The sequence below is a fragment of the Chitinophaga caeni genome (assembly GCF_002557795.1).
In the GTDB taxonomy this organism is placed as follows: domain Bacteria; phylum Bacteroidota; class Bacteroidia; order Chitinophagales; family Chitinophagaceae; genus Chitinophaga; species Chitinophaga caeni.
This window is the reverse complement of the sequence record NZ_CP023777.1, coordinates 2,645,552-2,670,560: the sequence shown is the minus strand read 5'-3', so window position 1 is coordinate 2,670,560 and position 25,009 is coordinate 2,645,552. Positions and strand designations below refer to the sequence as shown.

Genomic DNA, 25,009 nt, shown 5'->3' with positions numbered 1-25,009 from the left:
TAGGGATAAAACGGATACTATGCATGATCAGAAATATCGCCTTTACTTCCTTTTTATAAACAATGTTCTATGATTATCTTGACTTTTTACACCCTCACTATTTTCCAGACTACAAACAAAACCCAAATTTTCAATGATGCTTGTAAAGGTTTTAAGTCCCTTATCCCTTTCTAATGTTATGGTGTATTTCTGGCTTAGATTGATGTTATCTTCAAATTTTATATCCACATCATACCACCTGGATGCTTCCGCCATAATTGTCTCCAATGTTTGATCTTGGAATTCGAAAAGATTTTTTGTCCAAGCTATATCTGATTCCATTAATTTCTTGATTGCCAATGAACCATTAACCAATATAGATTTCTGGCCAGGTAAAATTGTCTTGGCATCTGCTTTTGTAGTAACTAATACCTTTCCTTCTACTAATGATGTTGTAATCGGAGTATTTGGCCGAGCCAGCACATTGAAATGTGTACCCAGGACCTTAATATTCTGAACTTGCCCAGTGGCAACTTGCGCCTTAACAATGAAAGGCTTGGACATGGCGTTTCCCTCGAGTAATTGATGCTTTACTTTGAAGAATACCTCACCCGTAATAGTCACTTCCCTTTTGTCTTGTTCAAAAGGAACCGGGAACGTAATTGAAGATGCTGCATTAAGCATGACTTCTGTTCCATCACCCAATGTCACATTGTAAGTTCCTCCCCTCGGAGTCGATATAGTATTTATGCTTGGTATTTGATTTTCTGATAGATTTTCATAGGATTGGTAAACAATAGTATTAGGGGATGGAGCTTTTACTAAAGCGCCATTTACCATCGCAATGGAATCTTTAACACTCCCTGTTAGTTTGTATGATTTTGCTGAATTGTTAATGGTTAAACGTGCTTTAAAAGTCGCCGGTTCGACATCAGATAATTCCTTAGCAATATGAACAGGGATCGCTTTTTTATACTTAAATTGTGAAATGAGCCCTACCAAAAGCAACACGCTTGCTGCAGCTCCAATTGCTATTCTAATATAATAAATAGAAGTCCTTCCCTGATTTTCTATATGACCTTCCGACGAATCGGCATATACTCCGGGATTAACCCCGGTTTCCATCAATCTTTTAAGAACCCTATCCTTTGATTCTTGAAGATCGATACTATGAAAAGTGTGTTCTTCCATGATATCAATTTCCATCAATGCCCTTTTCAGAGATTGAATTTGATTTTCTGACAAAGTTCCCTTTTCATATGCTTCTAAAAGTTCTATAATTTGGTTTTTGTCCATATAATTATTTTAGTATCATCTCCACGGCAAATAACTTAGTTATGTTAACAGGCCTATATGATTATAGGCCTATACATTCAGTCTTACCGAATTTAAACCGTTTAATGAAATGGATTACTCATATTAACTGAGCTGATTACCCTTTTAATATAAATCTAAAACGATTGAGATTTCATTTAGGGTTACTGGGAGTAGAATTTTTTTAAAAAAAATAGAAGGTAGTGAAGATCCGAAGGTGCTTCCGCATTTTTTTTAACCCTTTTTTAACCTGGGCTTTGACTGTTTCAATACTAACCCCATGGGCTGTGGCAATCTCTTTGTAAGACATATCTTCCTCGTACCTAAGCTTAAATACTTCTTTAACTTTTGACGTATTTAAATTAATAGCTTCATCAAACTTTGCCTTCAGTTCATCCTCAAATAATTGTTGTTCAATAGGATCTTCACATTGAGGATAACTAAAAGCCAGCATCGAAACCACGGTATTCTTGTTTTTAAGCTTTTTAATTCGATCTAAAATTGCATACAGTGTGCATTGGTATAAAAAAGATGAAATATTTTTATTTTCAATCTTAAATCGACGTTCCCAAAACTTCGTAAAAACATCATGAACAATGTCTTCTGCATCTGCTAGATCATTTGTTCGTTTAGCGGTGAAATAGAGTAAGGGCTTAAAATATCGACCATAGAGCTCCTCGAAGGCTTCACTATTACCTTCTTGAATTAGCGCCATTAGTTCGTGATCTGATTTAAGCTCTAACATTCTCATTGTTCAAATATGGGTCACGGGATTTTGTGAAATTTAAATGGAATGATCCATTGGCACGAAAAAGTACGTAGCTATTATAGCCGTTTGATTTTGCTTGTAAAAAATGGATAGACCTGATTGATATTTACTGTAAAAAAAAGAAAATAGTTTGGTTTAGCAAAAAAATTTTGGTCGGATAATATTTGATCAACTAAATATTTTGATCAATTTTAACCTGTTCAATATTTTGAAAAATTAAAGCTACCTATATCAACATGATACCTTTTGCCAAATTGCAAGATAAAAGCTTCAGCATCATCTCCGGTTATGCTCAAATCATCTTCAATCAGGCTATTCTGACTGATCGTATTGCCAAAATTTTTATTACCCGCAGTTTATCACCCGTGGCAATGTTAATAGGGACATCCTATGCGATTTGAAAATTTATTGAATGATTATTTCTGCTTTGACAAACCCTGGCCACTAGGACTTTCCACGGCAATTTATCGCGCAGAATCGCTGCATCTTTTAGCGAATTATTTTGGATATATTATCAAAAAAAGAAACCGGTAATACGGCATTAGGCTATTTACAGTCAAAATTAATCGACGAAGCGAAATTGAAGATTTTTGATCATTCCAAATCGATCAATGATATAGCCTCCGAACTTGGGTTTAAATATCAACAGCATTTTTCCCGGTTATTTAAACAAAAAACGGGTATAACCCCCAATGATTACAGGAATTTGAATTAAATCAATCCGCACACTTATAATCCCCCATATTATTTTATTTTATATCCATCAGCGAAGGTTTCCGCGCCATGAAGCTGCTGATTTGATTGACTAAACTCATTTATTGAATCGAACAGATAACCAACTGCTGGTTGGGCTCGCGAGCCCAACCTACAAATCCCGACCTACAAATCCGACCTACAAATCCCGACCAGCAATTCCGACCAGCAAATCCCAACCTACAAATCCAACCTACAAATCCAACCTACAAATCCCGAACCAGCAATTCCCGACCAGCAATTCCCTACCTACAAATCCGACCTACAAATCCGAACCAGCAATTCCCGACCAGCAATTCCCAGGATACAAATACTAAGCTGCCTCCGTTCGCCTAATTAATATACAAACAAATATATCATTCCTGATATATTAATTCTTATTGCTATATCAATTAAATTGGCAACCTTCTTGTATTAACAATTTCTTAGAAAAGAATTAACAAAACACTTGTAAACATGCCGTAACATCTCGGTGTCTAATACGTTTGAAATGAAGAAGATAATTGCAACGACACAACCGTACGGTGAAGATGCAAATTAGCAATGAGTTTTACACACTCGAAAAAAAGTACATTATGAAAAAGATTTGGATCTTGATGGGTGCTTCCCTCGTAATAGCCTCCCTAATATCCAGTTGCAGGAAGGACCCCATCGATAATTTATCGGAAGAAGAAACAAGAATTTATGTTACCAATTACGACAAAGATGTCGATTTTGGAACTTACAGTACGTTCAGTATCGTGGATTCGGTGGCTGTTGTCACGAATAATGGCGATTATAGCAAAGAACTGACTAACTACGATCAACAATTGATCAACACCGTAAAACAATCTTTCATTGACCGCGGGTATAAACTGGTAGATAAAACGGCAAGTCCTGACCTGGCAGTTAACTTGACCCGCATCGACAATACTTACAGTTCCGTAGTGATCGGTGGCCCCGGTTACTGGAGCGGATGGCCCGGCTATTGGGATCCCGGTTATTGGGGATATCCCGGTTGGGGATATTACTTCCCTCCTTATTATGGCGTTTTCAACTACAAGGAACGTTCCGTAGCGATAGATTTAGTAGATCTTAAAAATGCTGCCAAAGAAGGCGATAACCAGTTGACAACAATCTGGAATGCCATGTTAAGGGGCCAAGGTGTTTGGAACAGCAATAACATTGAAAGCATGGTAAAAGCTGTTTTCGATCAATCTACCTACCTGGAAACAACATTATAGTTGGACTATTAAATGGATGAAAGATGAAAAGTTTAAAGATATTATTAGCCGTATTCCTGGGTGCTTTCGCTTTGCAAGGCGCACAGGCCCAAACAAGACCTCCTGTTAGTTTTCAATTAAACTACAGCATTGCCCAACCTTTAAGCAGCTTGAAGGATTATGCGAACAACACCAGCTTCCGCGGCTGGAAAGCGGGATTTCAATATGCCATCAACGACAATTTAAGTGTCGGCTTGAATGTTGGATACCAAGATTTTTATGAAAAATCTGCCCGGGCAGTTTACCCTATCAAGGATGGTGATATTTCTGCCGTGCAAACACGTACGCTGCAAACCATTCCAATCTTGGCTGCTGCACAATATAATTTCACGAAGCCCGGCTCTAAGGTTATCCCTTACGGGGGCTTAAACATCGGTGTGGCTAATTTCCAATATGAGAAATATTACGGTCAGTTCGTGGATGATGATAATAGTTGGCAATTCATGGTAAGCCCGGAACTGGGAATAAACGTTCCTTTCGGGAAATATTCGCCGGTACTTTTTAATGCCCATGTACAGTATAATTTTTCACCGTACAAGGTGGCAGAGTTAACAAACTTCAATACAGTACAAGCCAATGTAGGTGTGAAATTTCACCTCCGGTAAGTAGTAAAAATATCCGTGTTAACGGAAACCATCGAATCTTGTGAGAATGTGGCCCCGGTTTCATAAAGCCGGGGCTTTTTATCTAAAATACCGTGGTATTAAAATTTATACCGACAGCTATTTCTTTAGAAGTAATTGCTCAAATGCGGCGCTATACTTTTCCCGCGTTTGCCCATTTCCATCTTTAAAAACATAGTGAACAGCCAGTTTCAATTCAGGGTGTTGCCGTGCGAACTTCAAGCCTTTCTCTACACCCATTAAGAAAAAAACATTATCATATGCATCGGCGGTAATACAATCGGGCGCAACAACGGTTACGCTGATCACCTTATGATGCAATGCTTCCCCTGTTTTAGGGTTAATAGTATGCGTATAACGTATTTCGCCTTCATCAAAGAACCTGCGGTAATTGCCACTTGTGGCAACACCTTGCCCATTTAAAACGATCGTGGCCATAGAAGGATAAACCCGGTCGCCGTCAGATTCCGGTCGCTCAATCCCGATGGTCCAATTTCTATTTTTAGGGTTCTTTCCTTTAGATCTTAACTCCCCACCCACATCGACCAGGTAATTCTCTATACCGAGCGATGAGAGGTATTCACAGATTACATCTACCGTGTAACCTTGCGCGATACCGTTGCAATCGATCTGGACTCCCGGCTTCTTTTTTAGTAAAGAATCTCCATCGATCAACAGGTAGCGGGATCCTACATGTTTCAATATTTCCCGGATATTTTCTCGCTTTGGCACCTCCCGGTGCCTTTTTACCCCGAAGCCCCAGGCATCAACCAAAGGCTTTACGGTAATATCAAATAAGCCGCCAGAAATCTTATACACCTCTAATGATTTTCTTAAAACTGCTGCCATATAACTATCCATCCGCACACCATCTCCCTGTTCGTTAAACCTGTTAATTAAAGAACCCGGTTTATATAAGGAAAGTGATGCATCCATCTTGTTAAATATCGTGTCGATACCTTGCCGGCAATTCACTTCCTTTACAGCAACATACTTGATGATATAATAAGTTCCTTGCGCTTCTCCTTTTATCGTAAACAATTCTTGGGTTGATAACCATTGGGTCCAACAGCAGGCCAAAAGCAACATAAAAAATCTTGGCATAGTAAGTTATCTATTATTTAAAAGCATTCATCCCTGTAATATCCATACCGGTAATCAGCAAATGTACTTCATGAGTTCCTTCATAGGTAATAACGCTTTCCAGGTTCATCATATGGCGCATGATCGAATATTCACCGGAAATACCCATTGCCCCCAGTATTTGCCGCGACTCCCGGGCGATTTGAATCGCCGTGATGCAGGCATTTCTTTTAGCCATCGAAATTTGTTCTGCGCTGGCTTTCCCTTCGTTCATCAAAACTGCTAATCTCCAATTCATCAGTTGTGCTTTCGTGATTTCGGTAATCATTTCAGCTAACTTCTTTTGCGTCAATTGAAAGCCTGCTATCGGCCTTTCAAATTGCACCCTTTCTTTAGCATAACGTAATGCCGTATCGTAACAATCCATCGCGGCGCCGATAGCTCCCCAGGCAATACCAAACCTGGCCGAAGAAAGGCATGATAATGCCGTTCCCAAACCCTTGGCGCCGGGTAATATATTCGATTTCGGAATCCTCACATTATCAAACACCAATTCCCCGGTGGCGCTGGCCCTTAAACTCCATTTATCTTTTGTTTCCGGGCTTGTGAAACCTTCCATGCCTCGCTCCACGATAATGCCTTGCACTTTCCCTGTTTCATTTTTAGCCCATACGATGGCGATATCTGCAAAGGGTGCATTGGATATCCACATCTTGGCGCCTGTCAATAAAATATCATCTCCATCTTCCTCGAAATACGTCAACATCCCGGCAGGGTTGGATCCAAAATCCGGCTCCGTTAAACCGAAGCAGCCCATCATTTCTCCCCTGGCTAATTGCGGCAAGTATTTTTGCTTTTGCTCTTCCGTACCATATTTATAAATCGGTAACATCACTAACGATCCTTGTACTGATGCCGTGGAGCGGATACCGCTATCTCCCCTTTCCAACTCTTGCATCATCAGCCCGTAAGAAATGTAATCTAGTCCGCCACCGCCGTATTCAGCAGGTATAGTAGGACCGAAGCAGCCCAAATTACCCAAGCCCTTTATTATTTTTGACGGGAAAGTTGCTTGCTGGCAATGCTTATCTATGATAGGTGATATTTCCGTTTTAATGTAATCCCTCACCGCGGCGCGAACCATCTTATGTTCTTCGGACAGCAAATCATCTAATTGGTAATAATCGGGAGATTGGAATAAATCTTGGTGCATGGATCTTAGGATTTTGTGTTAACGATGGTTGAAATACCGCATTTTATGGCGCGGGAATAGCAAGATACTAAATCTACTAGGAAGTAAAACTGATCTTTATTATCTTTCTACAAACCAAGTAGCCAATGTCTAAATTAGTACCAACCATCTGCCTTTTGGCTGTATTGGTTGCATTTTCTGTAAGCGATCCCCCGTCATTACAACATTCATTCGGGATTAAAGATGAAGTAGTCCCGGTAATACTGGCAAGCGAAAAATCTAGCGCGGGCAAATGCTGGTTTATTTCATTTGAACTGAACCCGGATTTTAATCCTACACCGGATCGGTTATACAATGATCACCATCAATACATAATGCAATTGCAAGAGGATGGAATCATTTTGGCAAACGGGACAACAAATCCAGGTGATGAATGGAATAGCTTCCTGCTAATGAAGCATCTCGACAGTTTAGAAGTAATAAATATTTTAGAAGCTGACGTTGCAATATCGAGCGGTAAATTGTCTTACCAAGTAAAAGCTTGGTATCCTTCACAACCGGTAGCATATAAATAATAAAGTCACCTTTCGTTCCCAGCAAAAATCCGGAGGATATCCAATCATAAAAAATAATAGCCAACCGCGATCGGCTGGCTATAAATAATTTATAAAAAATACATTATTGTCTGACTAAATTTTAACCGGGGAGCAATTTGATCCCTCAATAGTTCGATTCAATGTTCATCTGCTCGTTTCTTGTACTTTTTTGCTTGCCCAAAAAGGGCACAAATTGGCCATTACGGCCACCAATTTGATCGCTCGATCTAGCTTTTCTATTACTGTATGGCCAAGCTTCCCTTCGCTATCAACGGTGCGAAGTTCCACGGTTCTCTTGGCGGGAGGTACCCCGGATTTTGAATGTATCATCCTTCGCTTATATCCTTGACAAGGTAAGAAATTCAAGTACCTTTAAAGTATTTTTAGTCGGACAACAATGATAAAAATACAGTGTTTTCTATATTGCATTCCCTAGGTACATGCCCATTTCCGCTTGGTATTTCATGGCCGAATTCCGTGCATCTTCGGCAAAATTCTCATCATTACCAGCATAAATAACCGCCCTGCTGGCATTTACCAACAATCCACCATCCTTATTTAATCCTTTTTCCGAAATATCTTTCAAGCTGCCGCCTTGTGCGCCGACACCGGGAACCAGGAAGAAATGATCCGGCAAGAAGCTGCGTATATGCCCGATAGAATCGGCCTGCGTAGCCCCAACAACGAACATCATATTCTCAACCGTTCCCCAGGAAGCACAAGTCTTCATCACCTTTTCATATAAATATGTATTCCCTACTTTCTGCAATTGAAAGTCCTTGCTGCCTTCATTGGAGGTGAGCCCCAATACGATGGCCCATTTCTGGTTAAATTCCAAGAAAGGCGTTACGCTGTCCTTACCCATGTACGGTGCCACCGTTACCGAGTCAAAGGCATACGTTTCATAAAAAGTTTTAGCATATTGAGTAGCAGTATTGCCGATATCTCCCCGTTTCGCGTCGGCAATGGTGAAGATACCTTTGGGAATATATTCCACGGTGCGTTGCAAGGTTTCCCAACCGCGGATGCCCAGGCTTTCGTAGAAGGCCGTATTAATTTTATATGCTACGCAGAGATCTTTCGTTGCATCAATGATGGCTTTGTTGAATGCGAAAACCGGGTCGGCATGCGAGAGCAGGTGTTTCGGAATCTTGCTGATATCGGTATCTAGCCCGACACATAAATAAGACTTCTTCTCCCTGATGGTGTTCACAAGTTCCTGTCTATTCATAAATTTCTAATTAGGGGCGCAAAAATAAGTAAAAGAGGCTATTAGCCCCGGAAAACTTCCTTATATCGCCAGGCGAATTTCGCGAAACGGGATATTTTTTCAATAATTAATTTGCTAATTTTTCAACTTCGAGCCGATTTGCGCCTTTTCTCCATCTCGGCGGCAATCTGCAAGGAATTTTCGTCCCCCTTAGCTTTCAAATGATCGATGACGCTTTCATAATCGCGATCATGACGATTTTGGCTCAACTTAAATCTTGCTTGCACCCGGTCTACTGCTAACTCGAAAGCGGCAATGGCCTTGATATTACTGGAAAGTTCAGCCGCTTCGATGTCGGCCAACTTCACACCATGCTCCAGCCCGCCTTCATAGCGGTTCACCAGGTTATCTAATAACAGCTCCGACTCTTCTTTGTTCAATAAACGCGTCTGTCCATACACATGCACCGCGATATAATTCCATGTAGGAATCTTATCTTCCCCGTACCAGGACGCCGATATATAAGCATGCGGCGCCGTAAATACGGCCAAAAACTCCTGTTCCGAACCGAAAGCTTGCCATTGTAGGTTTGCCCTGGAAATATGCCCGTGAATTACAAATTTCCCCGGTTCTTTCTCGACCAGCTCCATCGGGATGTGCGTGGCCTCCGGGATGCCGTCCCTCGTAGAAATCAGCATTCCGAAACCGTTTTCCTTGATAAAATTGGCAATGGAAGCCCAATCCTCCTCCCGGTTATATTTTGGAACGTACATAGTATTAAATTAATATGAATTGCTTCGGGGTAAATATACGGGTAAGTTGGCAGGAAATTTCCCGGGAAAAGCTCATTTCTTTCCCCGGGAAAAATATAATTATACAGTAATTTCTACTATTTGAGTTGGATCTATATTGGCATTTCTCATGGCAATGCTCCTGGCTGCATTTCCCGCGAACTCCAGGAATGCTTCCTTGGTAATAGCATCTTGACTTGCCATTACCGGCTCGCCGTAATCTCCTCCTTCCCGGATGCTTTGAACCAAGGGAATTTGTCCTAAGAATGGCAAATCCAGCTCATCAGCCAAGCGTTTGCCCCCTTCTTTACCAAAGATATAGTATTTGTTGCCAGGCAATTCTGCCGGGGTAAAATATGCCATATTTTCAACCAAACCGATGATCGGCACCTTGATCTGCGGGCTGCTAAACATCGCGATACCTTTCTTAGCATCAGCAAGTGCAACATCCTGCGGTGTTGTAACGATTACGGCACCGGTAACCGGCACTGTTTGCACGAGCGTCAGGTGAATATCTCCCGTACCCGGCGGCATATCGATCACCAGGTAATCCAGTTCTCCCCAATGAACGTCCGAAACAAATTGCCGTAAGGCGCTACTGGCCATCGGGCCGCGCCATACGATCGCTTGTTTTTCATCCACCAAAAGTCCGATTGACATGAACTTGATGCCGTATTTTTCCATCGGCAGGATCATATCTTTACCGTTAATCGTTTGCATCATAGGTCGCTCTCCACGTACGCCGAACATGATCGGCACGCTTGGCCCGTATATGTCGGCATCCATCAAGCCCACGGAAGCGCCATCTTGCGCTAAAGCAAGGGCTAGGTTAGCTGCTACGGTAGATTTACCTACGCCGCCTTTACCGGAAGCCACTACGATAATATTTTTCACGCCCGGTAACATGCTCTTCCCGTCTTTGCGGTTAGTACTAACATTAGCAGTCATTTTCACTTCTACTTCGGCCTCCTTGCTAACGTAAATACGGATCGCGTTGATACAGGCCATTTTAATCATTTCCTTCAAAGGACAAGCCGGGGTAGTTAACACCACGGTGAAGGAAACTTTATTGCCGTCAATCGCTATATCTTTCACCATGTTCAGCGTAACCAGGTCCTTCTTCAGATCCGGTTCTTCCACGTTGCCCAGGGCTTCTAAAATCTGCTCTTTCGTGATCATAAATTGTTGTTAAAATTAGTTTCCAGGGTACAAAGTTAACCCAATTGACTTTTAATTTGACAATAAGATTGTGAGAAGGCAGAACTAATACAAGAATATGACCATCCAACACTTCAAAAAGGTTTGTCTATTAAGAAAATTGTAGATTTGTCATTCCACCGTTAAATTCAACCGGGGCCTACGGCAACAATATCCCAAGGGGTTCGCGGCAATATAAATAAAGTACCTTTGAGCTGGCATGATGAAAAAAATCTACATACTGTTATCACTATTTTTAGCTCCTATACTGGCATCGGCACAAATCACGGATTTCCGCGATAGCGTGATTCAAATTTCTGGAATCACGATGACTTCCGATAGCTTGAGGGCCGTTCCGGCAGTGAGTATCCTCGTGAAAGGACAAAATCGTGGTACGGTTTCCAATGCAGCTGGAATTTTTTCCATCGTGGCGTTCAAAGGAGATACTTTATCTTTTTCCGCGGTAGGATTTCATAAAAAGGATTACAAGATCCCCCTCGACCTCGTCGGTAGCAATTTTTCCATGCTACAATTGCTGACAGAAGATACCGTGCATTTGCCCGTGACGGTGATCCGGCCATACCCGAGCCGAAAAGACGTGGAAAGGATCTTCACCAGCATGGATATACCGGATGATGCATACGAAATTGCGCGGAAAAATACCGATAGGGCCAAAATGCGCGCCCTTTCACGTTACATGCCATACGATGGCGGGGAAAACTTCAACAGCCTGATGCGCAAGCAACAACAATCTTTGTATTATGCCGGCCAGGTGCCACCGCAAAACATATTTAATCCACTCGCCTGGGCGCAATTCCTCGATGCCTGGAAGCGCGGCGATTTCAAACGGCAAGATTAACTTTACACTTCATGACACCGATGGTCATATGGGGATAAATTTGTATTGTTGCATATAATCATAGACGACAAAATCAATTTTATCATCATTTAGATTCATCAAAACAATGCAAAAAGTATCGGTAATTGGCGCCGGAACGATGGGTAATGGTATTGCCCACGTTTTTGCCCAAAACGGTTTCCGGGTAAACCTGGTAGATGTATCGGAGAAAGCCTTAGAAAAAGCCCTGGCCACCATCGCTAAGAACTTAGATCGACAAATAGCGAAAGGAACCATCACGGAAGCGGAGAAATCCCAAACTTTAACAAACATTACTACCCATACCAATATGAGCGATGGCGTCAGTGAAGCAGCACTCGTTGTAGAAGCTGCCACTGAAAACACCACCCTGAAACTGGAAATATTCAAGCAACTGGATACTTATGCCCCGGCAGATGCGATACTGGCATCCAATACTTCGTCTATATCCATCACGAAAATTGCCGCGGTAACCAAGAGGCCGGGAAAAGTTATCGGGATGCACTTTATGAACCCGGTACCCGTGATGAAATTAGTGGAAATCATCAATGGCTACGCTACCGACAAGGTCGTATCTGAACAGATTACGGAATTATCTAAAAAACTCGGTAAGGTTCCCTGCACCGTGAATGACTATCCCGGGTTTATTGCCAACCGCATCCTGATGCCGATGATTAACGAAGCAATATATTCATTGTATGAAGGAGTGGCTGGAGTAGAAGAAATTGATACCGTGATGAAGCTGGGCATGGCACACCCGATGGGTCCATTACAACTGGCGGACTTTATAGGGCTGGATGTATGTAAATCTATCCTGGAAGTTTTATATCAAGGTTTCGGTAACCCTAAGTATGCACCATGTCCATTATTAACAAACATGGTAACAGCCGGGTATCTCGGCGCGAAAAGCGGGGAAGGGTTTTATAAGTACACACCGGGTAGTAAGGACTTGGTCGTTAGCCCGATGTTTTCCAAGAAATAAATTATCTTCCCGGTGAAATTAGATGCTCACCGGGATTTTTTTTGCGCATGAAAAAATTCGCGAACTATTGCATAGCCTTAATTTTCCTTTTAGGATTTATTGCTTGCCAGGAAAATAAACCGAGCAGGTTCCATGCCAAGTTGCCCATATTAAATGGCGATACCTTGCACGAAGATCAACCTTATCAAGTGGCGGTAGATTACCTTGGTCAACATGTTCCGATTATTCAATTAAGAGATAGTACGGGTGATGCCGGCATTGCCTTGGCGCCAAAATGGAATGCCCGCGTGCTGACAAGTTCGCTGCTGCAGGGTGGCGATAGCTACGGTTGGTTGCATTTTGACCTGGTGGCACAACTGATGCCTCAATCCTATAATTCGAACTGGGGTGGCGAAGACCAGGTAAACTTATTGTTTCAAAAAATACCCGGCGATACAGGCGTTCATTCCCTCGATAACTTGCATGGTTTTGAAGCCACGGGATTGGATACGGCGAGCTTCCGTCTTATCCACCAATCCAAGTCTGAAATATCCTTGGAAAAAACGCTGAATTTTTTGCAGGATGATAGTATTGCTACAGCTTTAAAACTGAAAAGAAATCTCCGAATCATCGCAAGAAGAGATGTGTCAAATTTTTTAGGCATAGATATTCCCAGGGCTGTAAAAGCGGTTGCTTTTGAAAGTGAGAATATACTCACTAATACCGGTGAGCATCGTTGGGACACCGCTCATGGGAGTATCAGCATGCGGGTGAAGGGTATGTTTCCAATAGATAGTCCAATGGTGGCGTTAATTCCGTTGAATAAGAAGTTCAAATCATTAAAAGAGGTTGAAAGCTTGATAAAATGGGATGGAGATACTTTCCCTGGTTGCCGTTTGATCAACAACAGGATTTTAGCATTCCCGCTTGGAGATAGCTTGGCATCAAGAATACAAGTACCATTTTCTGCCGCGATGAATTTCATCGGTATTTATAACGGAAATCTACAAACCTTAACTATTATACAATTCTCCAAGGCACCGCGTTCTGGATGGTATTTTCCATTGCAGTATGATGGGGATCAGTTTATGGTTGATGGACCTATATTAACGCTCAAAAACTCCGGGAAGATCGAGGATAGTATTTCTACGCGCCCGTATTTGGCAGTTACGACATATGCCCCGATTCAACAACTCGGCAAAGGAAAATCGGCTTGGCATTACCATCGCACGATTCATTTGAATGGTAATAGGCGTCAATTGTCGAATTTGTTGCAGGGGTTGTTTAATGCGAGGTTAAAGGAGCTTGAAGATAAAACAGGTGAATAGTGATTGAAGTGTACTATTGCAATTTTCAGGATTGTGGTCATAAAACAAACGCTGTAGGTTAAGGGTTTATATTCCGGCGTACTGTTGAAGCCATCAATCCAATTTATTACCAAGTTTTAGTATTCCCGCATTCTAATTCAAATTTGATTCCATACATCTTTAACGTATGATTAAGGACTTATGCTCATCCTATTAAAATACAATGACAACTCTCATTCCCCAACTAGCCCTCGATCTCCAGGTTATGAATATCCCCCAGCCTTAGCAAACACAACTCCAGGTTCGCTTTAGGAATACCGATATTCATTGTACAAAACAATTGCAACTCTTGCGAGATGACCGTACAATGTTGCTGTTTAACAATCGTCATCACATCGTTCAGGATCGTATAATCAAAGGTGAGGCGGTAAACGACTTCAACATTTTTCTGGATGACCGGCGTTAATTGAAGTACTAATGCGGTACTCATCTTATATGCATTGATCAGGCCCGGCACCCCGAGCAAAGTACCGCCGAAATAGCGTACTACTATGACCAAGGTATCCGTTAACTGCTTACTGTCAATTTGCCCCAAGATCGGCTTCCCGGCTGAACCTGAAGGCTCTCCATCATCATTAGCCCTGAATTGGTTGCCATCCGTACCCAAGCGGTAAGCATAGCAATGATGCGTAGCTTTCGGGTGTTCCTTTTTCACTTCCTGTAAACATTCTTTCACCTGCTCTGCCGTAGTAACTGGAAACGCGTATGCCAGGAACTTACTGCCGCGATCTTTAAACTCGGCAATAGCTTTTTTCTCGATGGTATAAAAAATATCGGTATCAGTCATGTTTAATAATCCCTTCTATTTCTGTAGATATAAATATTGTCGGCATCCAGGCTCACCTGTTCCTGCAAAACGGGTTCACCGGTTAATACGGGGGCACGCCAACCGGAACCTGCCGCATTTTTTGAAATGATTACGCGGGCTTCATCCCATAGTCCCCTATCGATAAACTGCTGTAAAGTCTTCGCACCACCTTCTACCAGGATGCTTTGTAAGTTTCGCCCGTGTAACATCTCCATCAGCTTAGGCAACAGCGCCTCATCGAAAGGTATCGGCCAATATTCCACCCCTTTTTCCTGCCCCATTTTTTCAGTGACCACGATGGTTTTAACGGCGTTGTTAAATACGTTATGCGTAGTAGGTACTCCCAAAAAAGGATCGAGAATAATCCTAATAGGAGATGCTCCCGGCCATAAACGGGTATTCAGCGAAGGATTATCTTCTATTGCCGTTTTCGGACCCACCAGGATGGCCGCTTCCTGGCTTCTCCACCTATGTACCCAGCGATCCGTGAAGCTGTTGGAAACCTTCATCGCTTTCCTATCCAGCGTGCCGATATAACCATCGGCAGTTTGCGCCCATTTTAAGATTATATAAGGCCGGGAACGTTCATGGAACGTGAAAAACCGCCGGTTCAGATCCCGGCATTCCTGTTCCAACACACCTGTAATGACTTGAATCCCCGCTGCTTTCATCTTCTTAATACCATGGCCGCTAACTTCAGAGAAGGTATCGATACAGCCTATTACGACCTCCGGGATTTTCTCGTTAACAATTAAATCCGCGCAGGGCGGTGTTTTGCCATGATGCGCGCAAGGTTCCAAGCTCACGTACATCGTGGCCAAAGGAATCAATACGCGGTCAACCGAGGCAACATTTTTCACACAGTTCACCTCTGCATGTGCATGACCGTACCATTCATGGTAACCTTCCCCGATGATCCGCCCTTCATGCACGAGTACTGCCCCCACCATCGGGTTAGGCATTACCCTGCCCTCGCCCATCCTGGCCAGTTCAATACATCGTTTCATAAATATTTCGTGATCGGGTGCTGCTGTCATGATGATTGATTATGTTTGCAAAAATATTGTTTCATACCGAGTTTCAAGCCATTCATTTTTCTCCATATGACGATACAATCTGCTTTTGCCTTCGCACTCCAACAGTTGCAATCGATCTATGACAGCCGGGAATCAGCCACCATAGCTAATATCCTGCTTGAACACATCAGCGGTTACAACAAGATGGACCGCATCCTGTTCAAAGATGAAAGCCTGGATGCTTCCCAGGAAGCGAAGTTATTACTGGCTATCCAGTCCCTTTTGGCGCATCAACCGCTACAGTATATTATCGAGGCGGCCTGGTTTTACGGGATGCAGTTTTATGTAAACCAACATGTGCTGATACCTAGACCGGAAACAGAAGAACTGGTATCATGGGTACTGGAAGAGCAACATACGATGCACGGCGAGGTAAACATCATCGATATAGGCACCGGCAGCGGCTGCATTCCCATCTCCATAAAAAAACATTGGGAAGCCGCAAATGTTTACGGGATCGACCTAAGTGAAACAGCTTTGGAAGTGGCCCGGAAAAATGCCGAGCAATTACAAGTCGAGGTGAACTTTACCGGGCAAGATATTTTGCGGGCCAATGCCTTGGAGCAGTTACCAACATTCGATATTATTGTTAGTAATCCACCTTATATCAAGGAGTCGGAAAAAAAGCAGATGCAAAAGAATGTTTTGGATTATGAGCCGGGCATAGCCTTGTTTGTACCGGATCATGACCCGATGTTATTCTATAGAACGATTGCGTCAATAGCTATGGAAAAATTAAGGAAAGGGGGTAAAATTTTCTTCGAGATCAACGAGGCACATGCTCCAGAGGTGGAAGGCTGCTTGCACGATGCCGGTTTTCACAACGTTTTGAGGAAGCAGGATATTTTCGGGAAAGACAGGATGGTTAGCGGCCGGAAATAGCCGCCAACCTATTTTAATTTCTTAATTGCTTTGCGGGTTTGCCGTAGCCAATACGACCCTAACACCTAACTCCCTCGCGATCTCCATCACTTTTACTACTTCTTCGATCGGTACCGATTTTTCGGCATTGATCACGATGGTTGGATCTACATTTTCACGGGCCAAGGTAGGAACCAATGCTGCTTTTAAATCATCGAAAGCCACCTTGGTGGTGCCGATAAAGAACTCGTGGTTATTATCGATGCTAACCACGACCGTTTGTTTGGCCTTGGTGTTCGTTTTAGCTTTTGGCAAGGTAAGCTTGATCACATTGGGATTGGCCAATGTAGATACGATCAAGAAAAACAGCAGCAAGATGAACAGGATGTCGTTCAAAGCCGAGTTATGTACTTCTACCGCATTTTTCCTTCGCCTACGTATATTCATAAAATCGAATCATTTATTATTTAAGAAGTGCTACCAGCAAGGGTAAGAATCGCTCATCATGATCAGCTTGGCTCTTGCAGAATGTCAATAAATTCCGCGGAAGCACCCTCCATCTTGTTCACTACTTTATCGATCTGCGCGTTCAGGAAGCTATAACCGATATACGCGATAATACCGATGATCAAACCCGTGGCAGAAGTCACCATCTTCACGTAAATACCGTCAGCGATAGCGCCCAGGGTGATATCGTTGGTGATAGAGATACGGTAGAATGTTTGGATCATACCGGCGATCGTACCGAGGAAACCGAACATCGGCGCGATACCCGCCACGATGGCCAAGATGACCAGGTTTTTCTCCATCTTGTACACTTCCAACTTGCCTACATTCTCCATGGACTTCTCAATGGCTTCGATTTTCTTACCGATACGCTGCACCCCTTTGTCCAAAACGCGGGAAATGGGCGACTGCGTATTCTTGGTTAAAGAACGGGCGGCGGCAATATTGCCGGCAGTGATATAATCACGCAACATCGGCATGAAATTATCATCTAGGCGCGCCGCTTTCTTGATATACAAATACCTTTCTACAAATACATAAACAGCAATTACAGACAATAAGGCTAAGGGGATCATAATAGGACCGCCCTTATACAATAAGTCCCACAAATTCATGGATTGCTGCGCGGCGACATTCGGGTCGATACCTTGCGCAACCGTATCAGGTTTGGCACCTAATAATGTATCCTGTAGTAAAGTAATGATTCCTAATACCATGTATATTATTTTTACCTTGCAAAAGTATTAAAACGCGGATAGCGTTGAAAGAATTACTAAAATAATTATTCTTAAACGGATCGAGATACAATTTATTTTAACGAAAAGCATCCCGACGTTCACAATACCTCGAAACGCTTAACAGCACAGGCTTTTTGGCATATTACGACTTTTCTTCCCACACCTGAACTAAGTGAACAATGGTATCTACGGCTTTTTGCATATCCTGGATGCTCACGTATTCATGTTTGCTGTGGAAGCTCATTTCCCCGGTAAAGATATTCGGGCAAGGCAAGCCCATGAAACTGAGCCTGGAGCCATCTGTTCCACCGCGGATGCTCATCTTCATCGGTTCAATACCGGCGCGCTTGATCGCTTCTTCAGCATAGGCCGCTACTTGCGGGTATTGGTCCAACACCTCTTTCATATTCCGGTATTGCTCCGTCACGGTGAAAGTTGCGCTGGCGCCTTTATATTTTGACACGATGGAATCCATTGTTTTTCTCAAGTAAAACTCTAAAGCTTCCAGTTCTGGCGTCGTAAAATCACGGATAATAAAGTCTATTTCAGCCGTTTCAACCGTTCCTTGCATCCTAACAGGGTGGATAAACCCTTGCCTTTTCTCGGTTGTTTCCGGGCTTAAAATGTCCTTGGGCAGCGCATCTACAACGGCGGCAGCAATCTTCAAAGCGCTTACCAGTTTACCTTTAGCCATACCGGGATGGGCGCTCACGCCTTGGATCACGACCTTCACGGCATCGGCAGAAAAAGTCTCATCTTCCAATGAACCCAATTCACCGCCGTCCATAGTATAACCAAATTCCGCGCCTAACTTTTCCATGTTCACATATTTCACCCCTTGGCCGATCTCTTCATCGGGGGTAAACAGGATGCGGATGGCGCCATGCTTCACTTCCGGGTGTTCCATTAAATACTTAGCGGCGTCCATAATTTCTGCAACACCGGCTTTATCATCGGCCCCTAGAAGTGTTGTGCCGCTAGCCGTGATAATATCATCGCCCAACTTTTCCTTTAAGTAGGGGTGCTCCTCGGCCTTGATAATTTGCGTATTATCATCCGGCAAAACCAAGTCTTCACCTTGATAGTTTTTATGAACGATCGGCTTAACGTTGGCGCCGCTGCAATCGCTGGAAGTGTCAACATGCGAGCAGAAACAAATTACCGGGACGTTTTTATCAGTATTTGAAGGTATCGTGGCATATACGTAACCGTATTCATCCAGGTGAGCATCTTCAATCCCCATGGCGATCAATTCATCCACCAAAATCCTGGATAAATTCTTTTGCTTTTCAGTAGAGGGAAAGGTATCGCTCAGCGGATCGGACTGCGTATCCACTTGTACGTATCGCATGAATCTTTCTGCGACTGTATATTGATAATTTTTCATGGTGCAACGAGGCAAAACTTATAAGATCAAACCTAAAAAAAAGACCGCATGCATGATACACCCGGTCTTTAAAATATTGTTTTTACGAAGATTATACGATTTCAACTAATTCAATATCGAAAACCAAATCTTCACCTGCTAATGGATGGTTAGCATCCAAAGTGATAAATTCGTCGCTTACGCCTACCACTTTTACAGGGAATACTTGTCCTTGTGGATTGCTCATTTGCAATTCCATACCTACTTCGGGATTCAGGTCAGCAGGCAAGTTACTTTTCGGGAAATCCATGACCATTTCCTCGTTTTTAGGACCGTACGCTTCTCCAACAGGAATGTTAACAGTTTTCTTGTCACCCACTTTCATTTCCAACACACCGTTGTCAAAACCCTTGATAACCATGCCAGCACCCACTTTAAATTCAAGTGGCTGTCTACCTTCTGAAGAATCAAATGTAGTGCCGTTGGTTAAGCGACCGTGATAATGAACACGAACGGTATCCCCGCTTTTTACTGCTTGCATAATTAAAATTTAATAGTAAATAATATGCAAGGTAAGGAAAAAATATTGGTCGGTCGAATCCCCAAGGTTAAAATTGGGAATAATACAGGGGCGGAAATATAGCGGTTTCAGCCGCGTAAACATTCACTGTACTCCTAATTTGGAATGATCTTTTATGGTTATAACAATGATCATAATTGTCCTTAACACCCCTACCACCATTAAGCATTAAACATATTTACAATTTGATTATTAGATTTATATAGACAAATGATTTTATATTACTGGAGAATGCCATTACTTTTACAAGGATCAATCAATTTTGCTCATATGAGAAACTTATTCCTCTCCATTCTTTGCTGCTGCTTCCTTTTGCCTGCCGGGGCGCAAAATACGGTACGGGTAGGCGCCGCACGTATGGAAGCTTACTTGCCCATGCTCAAAAATAAGCGGGTGGCGCTGTTGGTCAACCAAACGGCAACCATCGGTAGTACCCACTTGGTAGACAGCTTACTGAGCCGCGGCATTAAGATCCAAAAGATATTCAGCCCCGAACACGGCTTCCGTGGTGATGCAGATGCGGGAGAGAAAATAGGCAATAGCCGCGATGCAGCAACGGGCCTGCCGATCGTGAGCCTTTACGGCAAACACCGCAAGGCAGATGCAAATGACCTGGCCGATGTCGATATATTGATATTTGATATCCAGGATGTAGGTGCGCGTTTTTATACTTACATTTCTAGTTTGCAGGAGTTGATGGAATCCGCCGCGACGTATAAAAAACCTTTAATCGTGCTCGATCGCCCCAACCCAAACGGGCATATCGTTGACGGGCCAATATTAGATAAAGCGTTCCGTTCATTCGTAGGGATGCAGAGCATCCCGATTTTACATGGTATGACGGTGGGCGAATATGCCGGGATGCTGAATGGTGAATCGTGGTTGACTGGCGGCTTGCATTGCGATTTAAAAGTAATTACTTGCGAAAATTACGATCATCACACGATGTATCAACTTCCCGTGAAGCCCTCCCCTAATTTGCCCAATATGGCATCAATTTACTTGTATGCATCCCTTTGCTTTTTCGAAGGTACAGCCGTGAGCCTCGGCCGGGGAACGGATTTGCCATTCCAGGTTTACGGTCACCCGGATTTTCCAAGGAACCTTTTCTCATTTACACCACGTAGTGTTCCGGGAGCAAAAAACCCCGTACTGAATGGACAAACTTGCTACGGGTATAATCTCAGCGGCACACCGGAAGCGGTTAGAAAGGAAGTAAATGGTAAATTGCAGCTCCGTTGGTTGCTCAATGCTTATAAACTATTCCCTGGTAAGGAACATTTTTTCAATAATTTCTTTAACAAGTTAGCGGGTAACAGCACCTTGCAAGAACAAATCAAAAAGGGATTAACAGAAGATGCGATCCGCAAAAGCTGGGAACCCGGTTTGAAGACCTTCAAAAAGATCAGGGCTAAATATTTATTATATAACGAGTAAAAAGATGGAATTAAAAGATTTGAAGATCGTTTTCATGGGTACGCCAGATTTTGCCGTAGCATCGCTCGATGCCTTGGTACAAGAAGGCTGCCAGGTTGTAGGTGTTGTCACCGCGCCGGACAAACCAGCCGGCAGAGGCTTGAAGCTACAAGAAAGTGCCGTGAAAACTTATGCCGTTGAAAAAGGATTACATCTTTTGCAACCTCTAAAATTAAAAGATCCGGCTTTCCTAGAATCATTAGCCGCATTGAAGGCAGACATACAAGTGGTAGTGGCCTTCAGGATGTTGCCGGAAGTTGTTTGGAATATGCCGCCGATGGGAACGATTAATGTGCATGGCTCCTTATTACCGAATTACAGGGGCGCCGCACCGATCAATTGGGCGGTAATCAACGGTGAAAAAGAAACAGGCGTCACCACCTTCAAATTGCAACACGCGATCGATACGGGGAATATTTTGTTGCAAGACAAAACCCGCATCGATGAAAATGCAACGGCGGGCCAAGTTTATGAAGACCTGATGTACCGTGGTGCCAAATTATTGGTCAAAACATTAGAGGGTTTAGTTGCAGGAGATATCAAGGAACAGGAACAGGCACATTTAGATCCCGGTGATTTAAAACATGCCCCGAAGATCTTTAAAGAAGATGGTAAGATTGATTGGAATCAACCGATAGATAAAGTTTACAACCTGGTTCGCGGCTTGAGCCCATATCCTACTGCATGGACTTTTTTAAACGATAAAAGCATCAAAATATTCCGTGCTGAAAAAGAGTATGCAAATACCAATATCGCAGCGGGACATTTCTTCACCGATGGTAAAACTTTCTTGAAAATAGCGGCGACAGATGGATATTTGAAGTTACTGGACGTTCAGATGGAAGGAAAAAAGCGGATGGATATCGAGAGTTTTTTGCGGGGGGTGAAATTGATATAAACATCCATCTAGTTTGATTAATTAGAAAAGGTTGCAAAGAATACCGCTATTCTTGCAACCTTTTCGATAATCACAATTCAATTTAATTTTTATGTATTACGGCTCAGCCGAACTTATATTGACATATCAAAATTCAAACATCAACCTTGCCACATCATTTTATGTAATGAATAACCGTAGACTATTGCTCATACGACAGTTCGCAATAGAATCGGGTTTCATTTGTACCCAATGCAGCCATCGCCCCATCACTCAATTTGATGATCAGGTTAGCATTCTGCTTCAACTGCGGGATCGCGTCCAACACTTTCGCATAAATAAACTTGCCGTTTAAAGGATTCGTAACTTTCACGATGGTACCCCTCGGCGCCGAATTATGTAAGGCGTAGTATTTTCCGGAGTTGGCAACCGCGTTGCTTCTGAACCAGGCGCCGGGTCCTTTCTCGCTCACGGCATCTTTCCCTGAAGAAGTTTGCTGCATATACAATTGCTCGAAACCTTCCACATCCGGTACATTCATAGAAGCAGTGCTGGCAGCCGCTTTAGCAGGCTCTTCCTTCACAACCTTAACGGCATTTTCCACTGGTGGCGGTGTTGAATTATTTACAGCCAGAGTAGCATTAGCAGTCTCTTCGGCCTGTTGCGCTGTTTTGGCGACTTCCTGGACTTGCGGCGGCGGAGCGGGAGCAGTTTCCTGTTTTGCAGGTGCAGGCGCCGGCGTACTTGTTGCCATGGTACTGGCAGTAGCGCCTTTCTTTTTCAACCAACCTACAATTAAATAACTATCAGCTTGCACGGCATCGCCGCTCAAATTATTCCAAGTACGGATATTTTCGATCGGGACTTTGCGATTATTGATACTGATGCGATACAGTGTTTCTTTATCTGCCACGAGGTGATAAACCGGGGTAAACCCGTTATCGGTATTCGTTTTAGCAGACTGCACAAAATTACTGTTATTCAAAGGAATATTGATTACTTGGCCGAGGTTCAGGCCATTATCCATATTCAATTTATTCATTGCCGCGATATCTTTAGGCGAAACCCCGTAAGTACGACCAATGCTATAAAAATTTTCTCCCTTCTCAACCGTGTGCACGATGTGCAGTTCTGCGCCACTACCCTGTGCCAAGATCCTGTCTTGCGCGCTCAAAGCGGTGGTTGCGAAAGAAAACATTACAACAAACATTAATGGTTTCAACATAATTTCTACTTTACTACTTTAAGAGAACGAATATAGGCGTAATTGGTGAAAAGTGCTTCTAATTTAACAAACGTCAACTTTTCACAATTGTTGTTGCATAGTATTTTTGATATTCTTATGACCGCTTATTGAATTTCCTTGAGAATCCTCAATTCCTTCGGGTAATAATTATTCATCCTGTTGGGAAGGATTTTAGCCCAACCCAAATTCATCTGTTCATATCTCATCAGGTTCCAACCTTTCCGGTCAACATTTACCATCAAATCATCCCTTCTTAAATATTTGAGCGCCTCTTCTTTCGAAAGATCGATGGCAGGTAAATCCCTGGCAATACAATTCGACAAAGCCAACGCATGGGAAGGGATCAATTCTTTGGCAGTTAGCTGCCCCGCGTTGATTCCTGCCTTTTTCAAATATAAATTTTTCTGTAAAATGCTGAACTCGTTGAGCAAATTATGTGGAAAAATTATTACATCATCTTTATATTGTACAAAAGCCATTCCATGTTCCGGCTGCAACCATTTTTCCATCCTCAAGCTATCTTGTTTCGAAATTAAACTAGCTCCTTGCTTCTGTTTTTGGTAAAAATGTTCTCCTTCCTTCTTCCGCAAGCAAGCCATGAACAAGCCCTCCCCTTGCACTTTTCCCGGGTAAAAACGGTAACCGTTTACACCGTGTTTAGCACTTTTACTTTCAACGATGTTCCAATCGGGTTCTAGCGCGATCCCGATACTTTCAAAAGCGCCGTGCTCCATTAACCAATCTAAAATTGCTTCATCTTCTTCCGCAGAATAAGAACAGGTGGCATAAATCAAAATGCCATCTTCTTTTAATGCAGGTAAGGCATCGGCCAAAATGCGCTGTTGCCGCTGGCTACACAATGTCACATTTTCCGGGCTCCATTCATCTATCGCGCCGGGATCGCGGCGGAATAAACCGGAACCGCTACAAGGAGCATCCACTAGCATCACATCAAAAAATCCTGCCAGCTTATTAAAATCCCTGGGATCATTATTGGAGACTACCGTGTTGGCCGTTCCCCATTTCGTCAAATTGTCTGCCAAAAGTGCCGCCCTCGATTTGATTACTTCGTTGGCAACAAGCAAGCTATCATTATCCAGGCAAGATTGTAACAAGGTGGATTTACCGCCTGGCGCGGCACAAAGATCCAACACCTTCAAAGATCGTTCACCGTTTACAGCCTGTTTGAACACCTGCTGTAAAAACATGGAAGAAGCTTCCTGCACATAATAAGCGCCTGCATGAAAAAGGGGATCGAAAGTAAATGAAGGTCTTTCGGAAAGGTAAAAACCGGTATCGCACCAAGGGACAGCCGAAAATTCGGCGGGTTCAAAATGCTTCAAAAGTTGTGTTTGTGCAGCTTCAGAAGCAAATTTAAACGGGTTAATCCTGGTAGAAGTAATACGGTCTTCGCTATCATGCGCCGCGATAAAAGCGCTTGCATCATAACCGGGAAGGCCCTCTAAACTTTGTAATAATTCACTGGGAAGTACTGCCACAC

The 25,009-nt window shown here is 43.0% G+C and carries 26 protein-coding genes; 10 read left to right on the top strand and 16 right to left on the bottom strand.

Annotated features, from left to right (window positions below; all coding sequences use genetic code 11):
- Window positions 1-42: 42 nt before the first annotated feature.
- The 3 genes from COR50_RS11380 to COR50_RS22740 form a co-directional block, all read right to left on the bottom strand.
- A complete protein-coding gene (locus COR50_RS11380; protein ID WP_098194096.1) occupies window positions 43-1,275 on the bottom strand; it encodes a FecR family protein in 1,233 nt (410 codons plus the stop codon).
- 202 nt (window positions 1,276-1,477) lie between these two features.
- Window positions 1,478-2,044, bottom strand: coding sequence for an RNA polymerase sigma factor (locus COR50_RS11375; protein WP_098194095.1), 567 nt, complete (start codon window positions 2,042-2,044; stop codon window positions 1,478-1,480).
- Window positions 2,045-2,262: 218 nt separating this feature from the next.
- Complete coding sequence (locus COR50_RS22740) at window positions 2,263-2,358, bottom strand: DUF1493 family protein (protein WP_157760765.1); 96 nt, start codon at window positions 2,356-2,358, stop codon at window positions 2,263-2,265.
- A gap of 206 nt (window positions 2,359-2,564) precedes the next feature.
- On the opposite strand from COR50_RS22740, the gene COR50_RS22605 reads away from it, so the two are divergent.
- The 3 genes from COR50_RS22605 (at window position 2,565) to COR50_RS11355 (ending at window position 4,682) form a co-directional block, all read left to right on the top strand.
- Window positions 2,565-2,777 (top strand): helix-turn-helix domain-containing protein, encoded by a 213-nt coding sequence (locus tag COR50_RS22605; RefSeq protein WP_232516153.1) that lies wholly within the window; start codon window positions 2,565-2,567, stop codon window positions 2,775-2,777.
- A 613-nt stretch (window positions 2,778-3,390) separates the two neighbouring features.
- Window positions 3,391-4,038 (top strand): DUF4136 domain-containing protein, encoded by a 648-nt coding sequence (locus tag COR50_RS11360; protein ID WP_157760763.1) that lies wholly within the window; start codon window positions 3,391-3,393, stop codon window positions 4,036-4,038.
- A 23-nt stretch (window positions 4,039-4,061) separates the two neighbouring features.
- Complete coding sequence (locus COR50_RS11355) at window positions 4,062-4,682, top strand: outer membrane beta-barrel protein (RefSeq protein WP_098194092.1); 621 nt, start codon at window positions 4,062-4,064, stop codon at window positions 4,680-4,682.
- 117 nt (window positions 4,683-4,799) lie between these two features.
- On the opposite strand, the gene COR50_RS11350 is transcribed toward COR50_RS11355, so the two are convergent.
- Window positions 4,800-5,804 carry an FAD:protein FMN transferase gene (locus tag COR50_RS11350; protein ID WP_098194091.1) on the bottom strand — a complete coding sequence of 335 codons (1,005 nt, stop codon included), beginning with the start codon at window positions 5,802-5,804 and terminating at the stop codon, window positions 4,800-4,802.
- Window positions 5,805-5,817: 13 nt separating this feature from the next.
- Window positions 5,818-6,996 (bottom strand): acyl-CoA dehydrogenase family protein, encoded by a 1,179-nt coding sequence (locus tag COR50_RS11345; RefSeq protein WP_098194090.1) that lies wholly within the window; start codon window positions 6,994-6,996, stop codon window positions 5,818-5,820.
- A gap of 125 nt (window positions 6,997-7,121) precedes the next feature.
- Here COR50_RS11345 and COR50_RS11340 point away from each other — a divergent pair, with 125 nt between their 5' ends.
- Window positions 7,122-7,550: a YciI family protein gene (locus COR50_RS11340; protein WP_098194089.1), complete on the top strand. Its 429-nt coding sequence runs from the start codon at window positions 7,122-7,124 to the stop codon at window positions 7,548-7,550.
- Window positions 7,551-7,989: 439 nt separating this feature from the next.
- On the opposite strand, the gene pyrF is transcribed toward COR50_RS11340, so the two are convergent.
- The 3 genes from pyrF to COR50_RS11320 form a co-directional block, all read right to left on the bottom strand.
- On the bottom strand, window positions 7,990-8,802 hold the full coding sequence (gene pyrF / locus COR50_RS11330) for an orotidine-5'-phosphate decarboxylase (protein WP_098194087.1): 813 nt from the start codon (window positions 8,800-8,802) through the stop codon (window positions 7,990-7,992).
- Between the two features lie 122 nt (window positions 8,803-8,924).
- The gene (locus COR50_RS11325) at window positions 8,925-9,554 is read right to left on the bottom strand and encodes an FMN-binding negative transcriptional regulator (RefSeq protein WP_098194086.1); all 630 of its coding nucleotides are present in this window, start codon (window positions 9,552-9,554) and stop codon (window positions 8,925-8,927) included.
- A gap of 99 nt (window positions 9,555-9,653) precedes the next feature.
- Window positions 9,654-10,751 carry an Mrp/NBP35 family ATP-binding protein gene (locus COR50_RS11320; RefSeq protein WP_098194085.1) on the bottom strand — a complete coding sequence of 366 codons (1,098 nt, stop codon included), beginning with the start codon at window positions 10,749-10,751 and terminating at the stop codon, window positions 9,654-9,656.
- Between the two features lie 238 nt (window positions 10,752-10,989).
- Between COR50_RS11320 and COR50_RS11315 the strand changes: the two genes are divergently transcribed.
- The 3 genes from COR50_RS11315 (at window position 10,990) to COR50_RS11305 (ending at window position 13,935) form a co-directional block, all read left to right on the top strand.
- Window positions 10,990-11,628: a carboxypeptidase-like regulatory domain-containing protein gene (locus COR50_RS11315; RefSeq protein ID WP_232516152.1), complete on the top strand. Its 639-nt coding sequence runs from the start codon at window positions 10,990-10,992 to the stop codon at window positions 11,626-11,628.
- 106 nt (window positions 11,629-11,734) lie between these two features.
- On the top strand, window positions 11,735-12,628 hold the full coding sequence (locus COR50_RS11310) for a 3-hydroxybutyryl-CoA dehydrogenase (protein WP_098194084.1): 894 nt from the start codon (window positions 11,735-11,737) through the stop codon (window positions 12,626-12,628).
- 47 nt (window positions 12,629-12,675) lie between these two features.
- Complete coding sequence (locus COR50_RS11305; RefSeq protein ID WP_098194083.1) at window positions 12,676-13,935, top strand: DUF6786 family protein; 1,260 nt, start codon at window positions 12,676-12,678, stop codon at window positions 13,933-13,935.
- A gap of 223 nt (window positions 13,936-14,158) precedes the next feature.
- Here the strand turns inward: COR50_RS11305 and COR50_RS11300 are convergent, their stop codons facing one another.
- A complete protein-coding gene (locus COR50_RS11300) occupies window positions 14,159-14,761 on the bottom strand; it encodes an IMPACT family protein (protein ID WP_098194082.1) in 603 nt (200 codons plus the stop codon).
- A 2-nt stretch (window positions 14,762-14,763) separates the two neighbouring features.
- On the bottom strand, window positions 14,764-15,819 hold the full coding sequence (gene ribD, locus COR50_RS11295) for a bifunctional diaminohydroxyphosphoribosylaminopyrimidine deaminase/5-amino-6-(5-phosphoribosylamino)uracil reductase RibD (RefSeq protein ID WP_232516151.1): 1,056 nt from the start codon (window positions 15,817-15,819) through the stop codon (window positions 14,764-14,766).
- A gap of 66 nt (window positions 15,820-15,885) precedes the next feature.
- Between ribD and prmC the strand changes: the two genes are divergently transcribed.
- Window positions 15,886-16,740 (top strand): peptide chain release factor N(5)-glutamine methyltransferase, encoded by an 855-nt coding sequence (gene prmC, locus COR50_RS11290; protein WP_098194081.1) that lies wholly within the window; start codon window positions 15,886-15,888, stop codon window positions 16,738-16,740.
- A 21-nt stretch (window positions 16,741-16,761) separates the two neighbouring features.
- On the opposite strand, the gene COR50_RS11285 is transcribed toward prmC, so the two are convergent.
- The 4 genes from COR50_RS11285 to COR50_RS11270 form a co-directional block, all read right to left on the bottom strand.
- A complete protein-coding gene (locus COR50_RS11285) occupies window positions 16,762-17,166 on the bottom strand; it encodes an ExbD/TolR family protein (protein WP_098194080.1) in 405 nt (134 codons plus the stop codon).
- 62 nt (window positions 17,167-17,228) lie between these two features.
- Complete coding sequence (locus COR50_RS11280; RefSeq protein WP_098194079.1) at window positions 17,229-17,942, bottom strand: MotA/TolQ/ExbB proton channel family protein; 714 nt, start codon at window positions 17,940-17,942, stop codon at window positions 17,229-17,231.
- A gap of 163 nt (window positions 17,943-18,105) precedes the next feature.
- Entirely contained in the window at window positions 18,106-19,350 is a 1,245-nt protein-coding gene (gene pepT / locus COR50_RS11275) for a peptidase T (protein ID WP_098194078.1), read from the bottom strand.
- Between the two features lie 91 nt (window positions 19,351-19,441).
- Window positions 19,442-19,870, bottom strand: a complete 429-nt coding sequence (locus COR50_RS11270; protein WP_098194077.1) for an FKBP-type peptidyl-prolyl cis-trans isomerase — start codon at window positions 19,868-19,870, stop codon at window positions 19,442-19,444.
- Between the two features lie 309 nt (window positions 19,871-20,179).
- On the opposite strand from COR50_RS11270, the gene COR50_RS11265 reads away from it, so the two are divergent.
- Both COR50_RS11265 and fmt read left to right on the top strand, forming a co-directional pair.
- The gene (locus COR50_RS11265) at window positions 20,180-21,346 is read left to right on the top strand and encodes an exo-beta-N-acetylmuramidase NamZ family protein (protein WP_198405632.1); all 1,167 of its coding nucleotides are present in this window, start codon (window positions 20,180-20,182) and stop codon (window positions 21,344-21,346) included.
- Between the two features lie 4 nt (window positions 21,347-21,350).
- A complete protein-coding gene (gene fmt, locus COR50_RS11260) occupies window positions 21,351-22,283 on the top strand; it encodes a methionyl-tRNA formyltransferase (RefSeq protein ID WP_232516149.1) in 933 nt (310 codons plus the stop codon).
- A 181-nt stretch (window positions 22,284-22,464) separates the two neighbouring features.
- Here the strand turns inward: fmt and COR50_RS11255 are convergent, their stop codons facing one another.
- Window positions 22,465-23,487: a LysM peptidoglycan-binding domain-containing protein gene (locus tag COR50_RS11255; protein ID WP_098194075.1), complete on the bottom strand. Its 1,023-nt coding sequence runs from the start codon at window positions 23,485-23,487 to the stop codon at window positions 22,465-22,467.
- Window positions 23,488-23,612: 125 nt separating this feature from the next.
- Window positions 23,613-25,007, bottom strand: coding sequence for a methyltransferase RsmF C-terminal domain-like protein (locus COR50_RS11250; RefSeq protein WP_098194074.1), 1,395 nt, complete (start codon window positions 25,005-25,007; stop codon window positions 23,613-23,615).
- Window positions 25,008-25,009: the final 2 nt, after the last annotated feature.

Bases quoted from the DNA above. Each gene is read 5' to 3' on its own strand.
- COR50_RS11380 (WP_098194096.1), bottom strand. From the start codon at position 1,275: ATGGACAAAAACCAAATTATAGAACTTTTAGAAGCATATGAAAAGGGA.
- COR50_RS11375 (WP_098194095.1), bottom strand. From the start codon at position 2,044: ATGAGAATGTTAGAGCTTAAATCAGATCACGAACTAATGGCGCTAATT.
- COR50_RS11360 (WP_157760763.1), top strand. From the start codon at position 3,391: ATGAAAAAGATTTGGATCTTGATGGGTGCTTCCCTCGTAATAGCCTCC.
- COR50_RS11355 (WP_098194092.1), top strand. From the start codon at position 4,062: ATGAAAAGTTTAAAGATATTATTAGCCGTATTCCTGGGTGCTTTCGCT.
- COR50_RS11350 (WP_098194091.1), bottom strand. From the start codon at position 5,804: ATGCCAAGATTTTTTATGTTGCTTTTGGCCTGCTGTTGGACCCAATGG.
- COR50_RS11345 (WP_098194090.1), bottom strand. From the start codon at position 6,996: ATGCACCAAGATTTATTCCAATCTCCCGATTATTACCAATTAGATGAT.
- COR50_RS11340 (WP_098194089.1), top strand. From the start codon at position 7,122: ATGTCTAAATTAGTACCAACCATCTGCCTTTTGGCTGTATTGGTTGCA.
- pyrF (WP_098194087.1), bottom strand. From the start codon at position 8,802: ATGAATAGACAGGAACTTGTGAACACCATCAGGGAGAAGAAGTCTTAT.
- COR50_RS11325 (WP_098194086.1), bottom strand. From the start codon at position 9,554: ATGTACGTTCCAAAATATAACCGGGAGGAGGATTGGGCTTCCATTGCC.
- COR50_RS11320 (WP_098194085.1), bottom strand. From the start codon at position 10,751: ATGATCACGAAAGAGCAGATTTTAGAAGCCCTGGGCAACGTGGAAGAA.
- COR50_RS11315 (WP_232516152.1), top strand. From the start codon at position 10,990: ATGATGAAAAAAATCTACATACTGTTATCACTATTTTTAGCTCCTATA.
- COR50_RS11310 (WP_098194084.1), top strand. From the start codon at position 11,735: ATGCAAAAAGTATCGGTAATTGGCGCCGGAACGATGGGTAATGGTATT.
- COR50_RS11305 (WP_098194083.1), top strand. From the start codon at position 12,676: ATGAAAAAATTCGCGAACTATTGCATAGCCTTAATTTTCCTTTTAGGA.
- COR50_RS11300 (WP_098194082.1), bottom strand. From the start codon at position 14,761: ATGACTGATACCGATATTTTTTATACCATCGAGAAAAAAGCTATTGCC.
- ribD (WP_232516151.1), bottom strand. From the start codon at position 15,819: ATGACAGCAGCACCCGATCACGAAATATTTATGAAACGATGTATTGAA.
- prmC (WP_098194081.1), top strand. From the start codon at position 15,886: ATGACGATACAATCTGCTTTTGCCTTCGCACTCCAACAGTTGCAATCG.
- COR50_RS11285 (WP_098194080.1), bottom strand. From the start codon at position 17,166: ATGAATATACGTAGGCGAAGGAAAAATGCGGTAGAAGTACATAACTCG.
- COR50_RS11280 (WP_098194079.1), bottom strand. From the start codon at position 17,942: ATGGTATTAGGAATCATTACTTTACTACAGGATACATTATTAGGTGCC.
- pepT (WP_098194078.1), bottom strand. From the start codon at position 19,350: ATGAAAAATTATCAATATACAGTCGCAGAAAGATTCATGCGATACGTA.
- COR50_RS11270 (WP_098194077.1), bottom strand. From the start codon at position 19,870: ATGCAAGCAGTAAAAAGCGGGGATACCGTTCGTGTTCATTATCACGGT.
- COR50_RS11265 (WP_198405632.1), top strand. From the start codon at position 20,180: ATGAGAAACTTATTCCTCTCCATTCTTTGCTGCTGCTTCCTTTTGCCT.
- fmt (WP_232516149.1), top strand. From the start codon at position 21,351: ATGGAATTAAAAGATTTGAAGATCGTTTTCATGGGTACGCCAGATTTT.
- COR50_RS11255 (WP_098194075.1), bottom strand. From the start codon at position 23,487: ATGTTGAAACCATTAATGTTTGTTGTAATGTTTTCTTTCGCAACCACC.